Annotated in this window: 6 protein-coding genes; all 6 read right to left on the minus strand. The window is 70.5% G+C overall.

Annotation, left to right across the window (positions count from 1 at the left end):
* Positions 1–456: FAD-dependent oxidoreductase (locus AC3XYG_RS14455; protein ID WP_489140538.1), on the minus strand; the 456-nt coding region annotated here is incomplete at its 3' end.
* A gap of 6 nt (positions 457–462) precedes the next feature.
* Complete coding sequence (locus tag AC3XYG_RS14460) at positions 463–1,119, minus strand: class II aldolase/adducin family protein (RefSeq protein WP_489140539.1); 657 nt, start codon at positions 1,117–1,119, stop codon at positions 463–465.
* A 20-nt stretch (positions 1,120–1,139) separates the two neighbouring features.
* Complete coding sequence (locus AC3XYG_RS14465; RefSeq protein ID WP_489140540.1) at positions 1,140–2,180, minus strand: 2-hydroxyacid dehydrogenase; 1,041 nt, start codon at positions 2,178–2,180, stop codon at positions 1,140–1,142.
* A complete protein-coding gene (locus AC3XYG_RS14470) occupies positions 2,177–3,736 on the minus strand; it encodes an FGGY family carbohydrate kinase (protein ID WP_489140541.1) in 1,560 nt (519 codons plus the stop codon). Before AC3XYG_RS14470 ends, AC3XYG_RS14465 begins: the two co-directional genes overlap by 4 nt.
* 8 nt (positions 3,737–3,744) lie before the next feature.
* Entirely contained in the window at positions 3,745–4,893 is a 1,149-nt protein-coding gene (locus AC3XYG_RS14475) for an ABC transporter ATP-binding protein (protein WP_489140542.1), read from the minus strand.
* Positions 4,894–4,902: 9 nt separating this feature from the next.
* Complete coding sequence (locus AC3XYG_RS14480) at positions 4,903–5,985, minus strand: ABC transporter ATP-binding protein (protein ID WP_489140543.1); 1,083 nt, start codon at positions 5,983–5,985, stop codon at positions 4,903–4,905.
* Positions 5,986–6,100: the final 115 nt, after the last annotated feature.

Consider the following 6,100-nt stretch of genomic DNA (forward strand, 5'->3'; position numbering starts at 1 on the left):
TTCGAAGCCCTTGATGTATTGCGGCTGCAGCGGCGCCCCGGCGAGGTCCTGCCGCAGGTCCAAGGTGCGGGTCGCCGGCAGCCGCTTCCGCCCGCCGATGTGGTCGTACAGGAACAGCCCCAGCCGCAGCAGCCAGGCCGGGCGCAGGCCGCGGTCATGCGGCAGCACGAAGCGCATCGGCCAGATGATGTGCGGTGCCGCCGCCAGCAGCACCTCGCGCTCGATCAGCGCCTCGCGCACCAGGCGGAACTCGTAATATTCGAGATAGCGCAGCCCGCCATGCACCAGCTTGCCGCTGCGGCTCGACGTGCCCTCGGCCAGGTCGCCCTTCTCGCACAGCAGCACCGACAGGCCGCGTCCCACCGCATCCCGGGCGATGCCGGCGCCGTTGACGCCGCCGCCGACCACCAGCAGGTCGACGACGGCCCCGTTCTCCTGCCCTGCCCCAGACTCCATCGCCGCTCAGGCCGCCTGCTTCGGGCGCGGGCCGTAATCCTTGAACTTCTCGATCACCCGGTCGATTTCCTCGGCGGGCAGGCACACCGGGCCGCCCAGCATCAGGGCGTAGACATACTGCTTGGCCAGGGTTTCGACCTCGACTGCCAGCCACATCGCCTTGCCCAGCGCCGAGCCGGTGGCGATCATGCCGTGATTGGCCAGCAGGCAGGCGGTGCGGCCCTGCAGCGCGGCGATCGCGTGCTCCGACAGTTCCGGCGTGCCGTAGGTGGCATAGGGCGCGCAGGGGATCGACGGGCCGCCGGCGGCCGCGATCATGTAGTGCAGCGCCGGGATCCCGACATTTCGGATCGCCAGGATGGTCGAATACATCGGGTGGCAGTGGACGATGGCGTTCACCTCAGGCTTGCTGCGGTGGATATCGAGGTGGAAGCGCCATTCCGAGGACGGGCGATGGTCGTTATGCTCCCAGCTGCCGTCCAGCTTCATGGCGACGATGTCGTCCGGCGTCATCTCCTCATAGGGCACGCCGGTCGGGGTCACCAAGATGCCATCACCCCAGCGGGCGCTGATATTGCCCGAGGTGCCCTGGTTCAGCCCGTTGGCATTCATCTGCCGGCAGGCTTCGACGATCTGGGTGCGCAGCTTGAGTTCTTTGGACATGATGGGTTCCTGGAAAAAGGTCAGCAGAGGCGGAGCAGGGGTTCGCCGGCGAGATAGCGCCTGACGTCCTCGGCGATCTGCCCGGCGGCATAGGTGACAGTCTTCACCGAGGCGCCGGCGATGTGCGGGGTCAGGGTGACGTTGGGCAGCTTCAGGAGAGGCCAGTCCTCCGGCGGCGGCTCGACCGCGAAGGTCTCCAGCATGGCGCCGCGCAGCTTGCCGGAGACCAGGGCGTCATAGAGGGCGTCGTAGTCGACCAGCGGCCCGCGGGCGGTGTTGACGAAGATGGCGCCGTCCTTCATCGCGGCGAAGGCCTCGGCACCGATCATGCCGGTGGTCTCGGCGGTGACGCGGGGATGCAGCGTGACCACGTCGCTCTCGGCCAGCAGCGTCTCCAGCGGCACTTGGCGGATGCCGTCGGCGCTGTCGGCGGGGTCGAGCTGGACATAGGGGTCGGCCACCAGGATGCGGCAGCCGAAGGCCTTCAGCAGCCGCACCACCTTGGTGCCGACATGGCCGTAGCCGATCACCCCGACCGTCATCTCCGACAGCTCGCGGCCGGTGATGTCGGCGCGATACAGGTCGCCGCGCCAATTGCCCTGCGACAGGGCGGTGTGGCCGCGGGTGATCAGCCGGGTCTCGGCCAGGATGGCGCCGATGGTGAACTCGGCCACCGCGCTGGCATTGCGGCCGGGAGCGTTCACCACCTTCACTCCACGCGCCTTGGCTGCCTTCATGTCGATGTTGACCGGCCCGCCGCGGCTGACGCCGACCAGCTTCAGCTCCGGCAGCTGGTCCAGCATGCCGGCCGAGATCGGTGCCAGATGGGTGACCAGGATCTCGGCATCGCCGATGAAACCGACGATCTCGTCCGGGTCGCCCATGAACTCCTTCAGCCCGTCCAGGCCGGTGCCGGCATAGCCATGCACCATCGGCTCGTCCGGCCAGGGCTGCTCCAGCGTCCGGATGTCGAGCTCCGCCGGGATGGCCTCCAGCGCCTCGACGAACAGGCGGGGCAGCATGAAGCGGTCGCCGATCACGGCAACCTTGCGTCGGGTCATCCTTCGGTCCTCAGGTCTTCCAGGGCGTGCCAGACCGGGCGCAGGCTGCGGTAGCTGGCGCGGTACTGCGGGAACAGGCTGTTGTAGCGGGCGACCAGCGCCGGGTCGGGTGCCTCAGGCTCGGCCAGCAGCGGCGACACCCAGCGGGCGCAGGCGGCGTCGATGTCGGGCAGGATGCCCAGGGACAGCGCCGCCACCATGGCGGCACCGGCGGCGCCGACCTCCTCGCGTTTCACCAGGCGGATCGGCGCATCGGCGGCAGCGGCGACGATGCCGCGGCAGGTGGCGCTGCGGGCGGCGCCGCCGGCCATGCGGATCTCCGCCGGCACGCCGCCGACCGCCTCGTAGCAATCGCGGGTGGCGAAGCCCAGGCTTTCGTATATCGCCCGCATCAGGTCGCCGGCCCCGGCGGTGCCGGACAGGCCGATGATCGCGGCGCGGGCGGCGCTGTCGACGAAGGGCCCGCGCTCCCCGGCCTCGGCGATGAAGGGGTGGTACAGCAGGCGCCCCGGCGCCGCTGCGGCAGCCTTTCCGTCCAGCAGGCCGATCAGGGCTGAGCGGTTCGGAAGCGTCGCCCCGGCGGCCTCCGCCACCTCCTCGATCACGCCGCACAGCCAGTCGATGTTCAAGGTCGCCGCCATGTTCGAGACCATGGAGACGTAGCTGCCCGGGACGATGAACGGCATGGTGTAGCCGACCTCCTCGCCCAGCGTCACCCGGTCGGCCCCGAACACCAGCCGCATATGCGCCCCGGTTGACCCCAGCACGGTGAAGCCGGCGCGGCCCTCGGGGTCGTACAGCCCGGCGCCCAGCGCGGCGCACAGCAGGTCGACCGGGCACAGCACCACGGGCGTGCCGGCGGGCAGGCCAGTCACCGCCGCGGCCGCCGGGGTCAGGGCCGCGTGGTCCGTCACGCCATCCACCATCGGCGGCAGCAGCCGGGCCTCGTCCTGCAGGCCGAACAGTTCGAGCACATCCGGGTCGTAGCACCGGGTGCGATAGTCGCCGAAGGTGAAGGTGCCCTCGGCGATGTCGGTCGCCCGCTCGCCGGTCAGGCGGAAATACAGCCAGTCCTTGCAGTGGAGCGCGGTGGCGGCACGGGCCAGCGCCTCCGGCCGGTGCCGCTTCAGCCACAGCAGTTGGCCGGATTGGTGCGACATGTTCAGCATGGTGCCGGTGATGCGCTGCACCGCCTTGGCCGTGCCGTTCTTATGCAGCTCCGCCACGATCGGGCCGGACCGTCCGTCATGCCACAGCATGCCGCGGCCGATCGGCTCGCCGTCGCGGTCGATCAGCCAGGTGCCGTCGCCCTGGCCGGTGACGGCGAGGCCGGCGACGCGCAGGCCGCGCCGGTCCAGCTTCGCTGCCATCTCGCGCAGCACTGCGGCGGCGTCTTTCCAGGTGCGGCCGAACTCCTGTTCGCGGCCGCTGCCATCGACCGGGATGGTCGCGTTCGGCCGCATCACATGCTCGATCTGGGTGCCGTCGAGGTCGAAGGCCACTGCCTTGACCACCGAGGTGCCGGAATCGAGGCCGATCAGGACGTCCTTGGTCACCGCCGCGCTCATGCCGCTGCCGCCACCGCCGGCCGGCCGCCATGGGCGATGGCCAGGCCGCTGTCGCCGTCGAACAGGTGCAGGGCGGTCTCCGGCAGGGCCAGGGCCAGCCTCGTGTCGACCGGGGCCGCCAGCGCCCGGTCGGTGACGATGGTCAGCCGCACCCCGGCCACGGCCAGGGCGATGTGGCTCTGGTCGCCCAGCCACTGGTTGGCCACCACCACGCCGTCCAGCGCGGTCTCGCCCGGCCGCGGCGCACCGAGGCGGATCTCATGGGCGCGGATGCCGAGATGGACGGTGCGGCCCTCGGCCAGGTCGCGCCCGGCATGCGGCCAAGGCAGGTGGAAGCCGGGCGTGCCGTCCTCGCCCCGCACCTCGACGGCCAGGCCGCCATTCTCGCGAATGACCTTCGCCGGGAACAGGTTCATCGGCGGCTCGCCGAGGAAGGAGGCGACGAAGAAATTGGCCGGGCGCCGTTTCAGGTCGGTGGGCGAGGCGAATTGCTGCAGCCGCCCGCCCTCCATCACCGCGATCCGGTCGGCCAGCGCCAGCGCCTCGGTCTGGTCATGGGTCACGAACACCGTCGTCATCCTGTGCTCGATCAGATAGTCCTTGATCCGCGCCCGCAGCACGGCGCGCAGCTGCGGCTCCAGCTGGGACATCGGCTCGTCCAGCAGGGACATCTGGGCCCGCCGCACCAGGGCCCGGGCCAGGCTGACGCGCTGCTGCTGGCCGCCTGATATCGCCTGCGGATAGCGGTCCAGGATGTCGCCGATCTCCAGCAGTGCCGCGACATGGGCCACCCGCTGCTGCACCTCGGCCTTCGGGATGCGGTCGCGCAGCAGGCTGAAGGCGATGTTGTCGCGCACCGTCAGCGGCGGATACAGGGCATAGCCCTCGAACGCCATGGCGACATTGCGTTCGGCCGGGCGCAGCGTGTTGATGATCCGGTCGCCGATCCGGATGGTGCCCTCCGACACGCTCTCGAAGCCGGCGATCATGCGCAGGGTCGAGGTCTTGCCGCAGCCGGAGGAGCCGAGCAGCCCGACCAGCTCGCCATCGCGCAGCGCCAGCGACACGGTGTCGACCGCGCGGATCGGGTGGGACAGGCGGGGGCCGTAGATCTTGGAGACGGCGTCGAGCGTCAGGGTGGCCATCTCAGCTCCTCAGGCCGTCGCGGCCGGCAGGCGGGCGCCGGTGTCCCGGTCGAAATACAGGGCACGGCCCAGATCCAGCCTGGCCCAGGCGCGGCGCCGGCCGCGGCCCAGATCGTCGGCCTGGTCTTCCGGCCGGCTGGCCAGGATCTCGGTGCCGTCGGCGGCGCGCAGCAGCATCACGGTGCGGACGTTCAGGGGCGTCACCGCCTCCAGATCGACCGGCACCGCATCCTCCGCCGGTTCGAACCGTACCTCGACATCCTCCGGCCGCAGCCCGACCAGATAAGGCTTCGCAGTGGGCGCCGCGGCCGGGGCCGGGAAGGCGGTGCCGGCGATGGTGATTCGGCCGTCCCGCGCCGCCGTCTCGATCAGGTTGATCGGCGGGTCGCCGAACAGCCGGGCGATGCGGGTATCGTCGGGCGCGCCATAGATGCCGGCGGGGGTGTCGATCTGGCGGAAGCGGCCGTCCAGCAGCACGCCGACCCGGTCGCCCAGCGCCATCGCCTCTTTGTAGTCCTGGGTGACGTAGAGGACGGTGGCGCCGACCGCACGCAGCAGGCGCGGCAGCTCCTGCCGCATCTCGTAGCGGATCTTGGCGTCGACATTGCGCAAGGGGTCGTCAAGCAGGATGACGGACGGCGAGCACACCAGGCTGCGGGCCAAAGCGGTGCGCTGCTTCTGCCCGTTCGACAGCTGCTTCGGCAGATGGTCCAGCACATGGTCGATGCGCAGCAGTTCAGCGACCTCGTGGACGCGGCGCCGGATCTCCGGTTCCGTCGTCCGCCGCGCCCGCAGCGGGCTGGCGATGTTCTCGAAGGCCGCCATGTGCGGGTACAGGGCGAAGTTCTGGAACGCCATGCCGACGTCCCGCGCCTCGGGCCCCTGGTCGAGGATCGAGGCGCCGCCGATGCGGATATCGCCCGCCTCCGGCTGAAGGATACCGGCGATCAGCCGCAGCAGCACGGTCTTGCCGGCACCGGACGGGCCGAACACGACGGTGAACTCGCCCTTCTCGACCGAGAGGTCGAGGCCGTCGAGGATGCGGCTCTTGCCGAAGCTCTTGGCAATGCCGGCGATGTCCAGGAACGCCATGGTCGTCACCCCTTCACGGCGCCGAGGCTGAGGCCTTCGACGAGTTAGCGCTGGGCGTAGAGGGCCAGGGCCAGGGTCGGCAGGATCGACAGCACCAGTGCTGCGGCGATCTGGC

It is taken from the genome of Inquilinus sp. (genome assembly GCF_057815775.1).

What these genes read in the sequence shown, in the direction of transcription:
- AC3XYG_RS14465 (WP_489140540.1), bottom strand. Translation starts at nt 2,180, where the DNA reads ATGACCCGACGCAAGGTTGCCGTGATCGGCGACCGCTTCATGCTGCCC.
- AC3XYG_RS14475 (WP_489140542.1), bottom strand. Translation starts at nt 4,893, where the DNA reads ATGGCCACCCTGACGCTCGACGCCGTCTCCAAGATCTACGGCCCCCGC.
- AC3XYG_RS14460 (WP_489140539.1), bottom strand. Translation starts at nt 1,119, where the DNA reads ATGTCCAAAGAACTCAAGCTGCGCACCCAGATCGTCGAAGCCTGCCGG.
- AC3XYG_RS14480 (WP_489140543.1), bottom strand. Translation starts at nt 5,985, where the DNA reads ATGGCGTTCCTGGACATCGCCGGCATTGCCAAGAGCTTCGGCAAGAGC.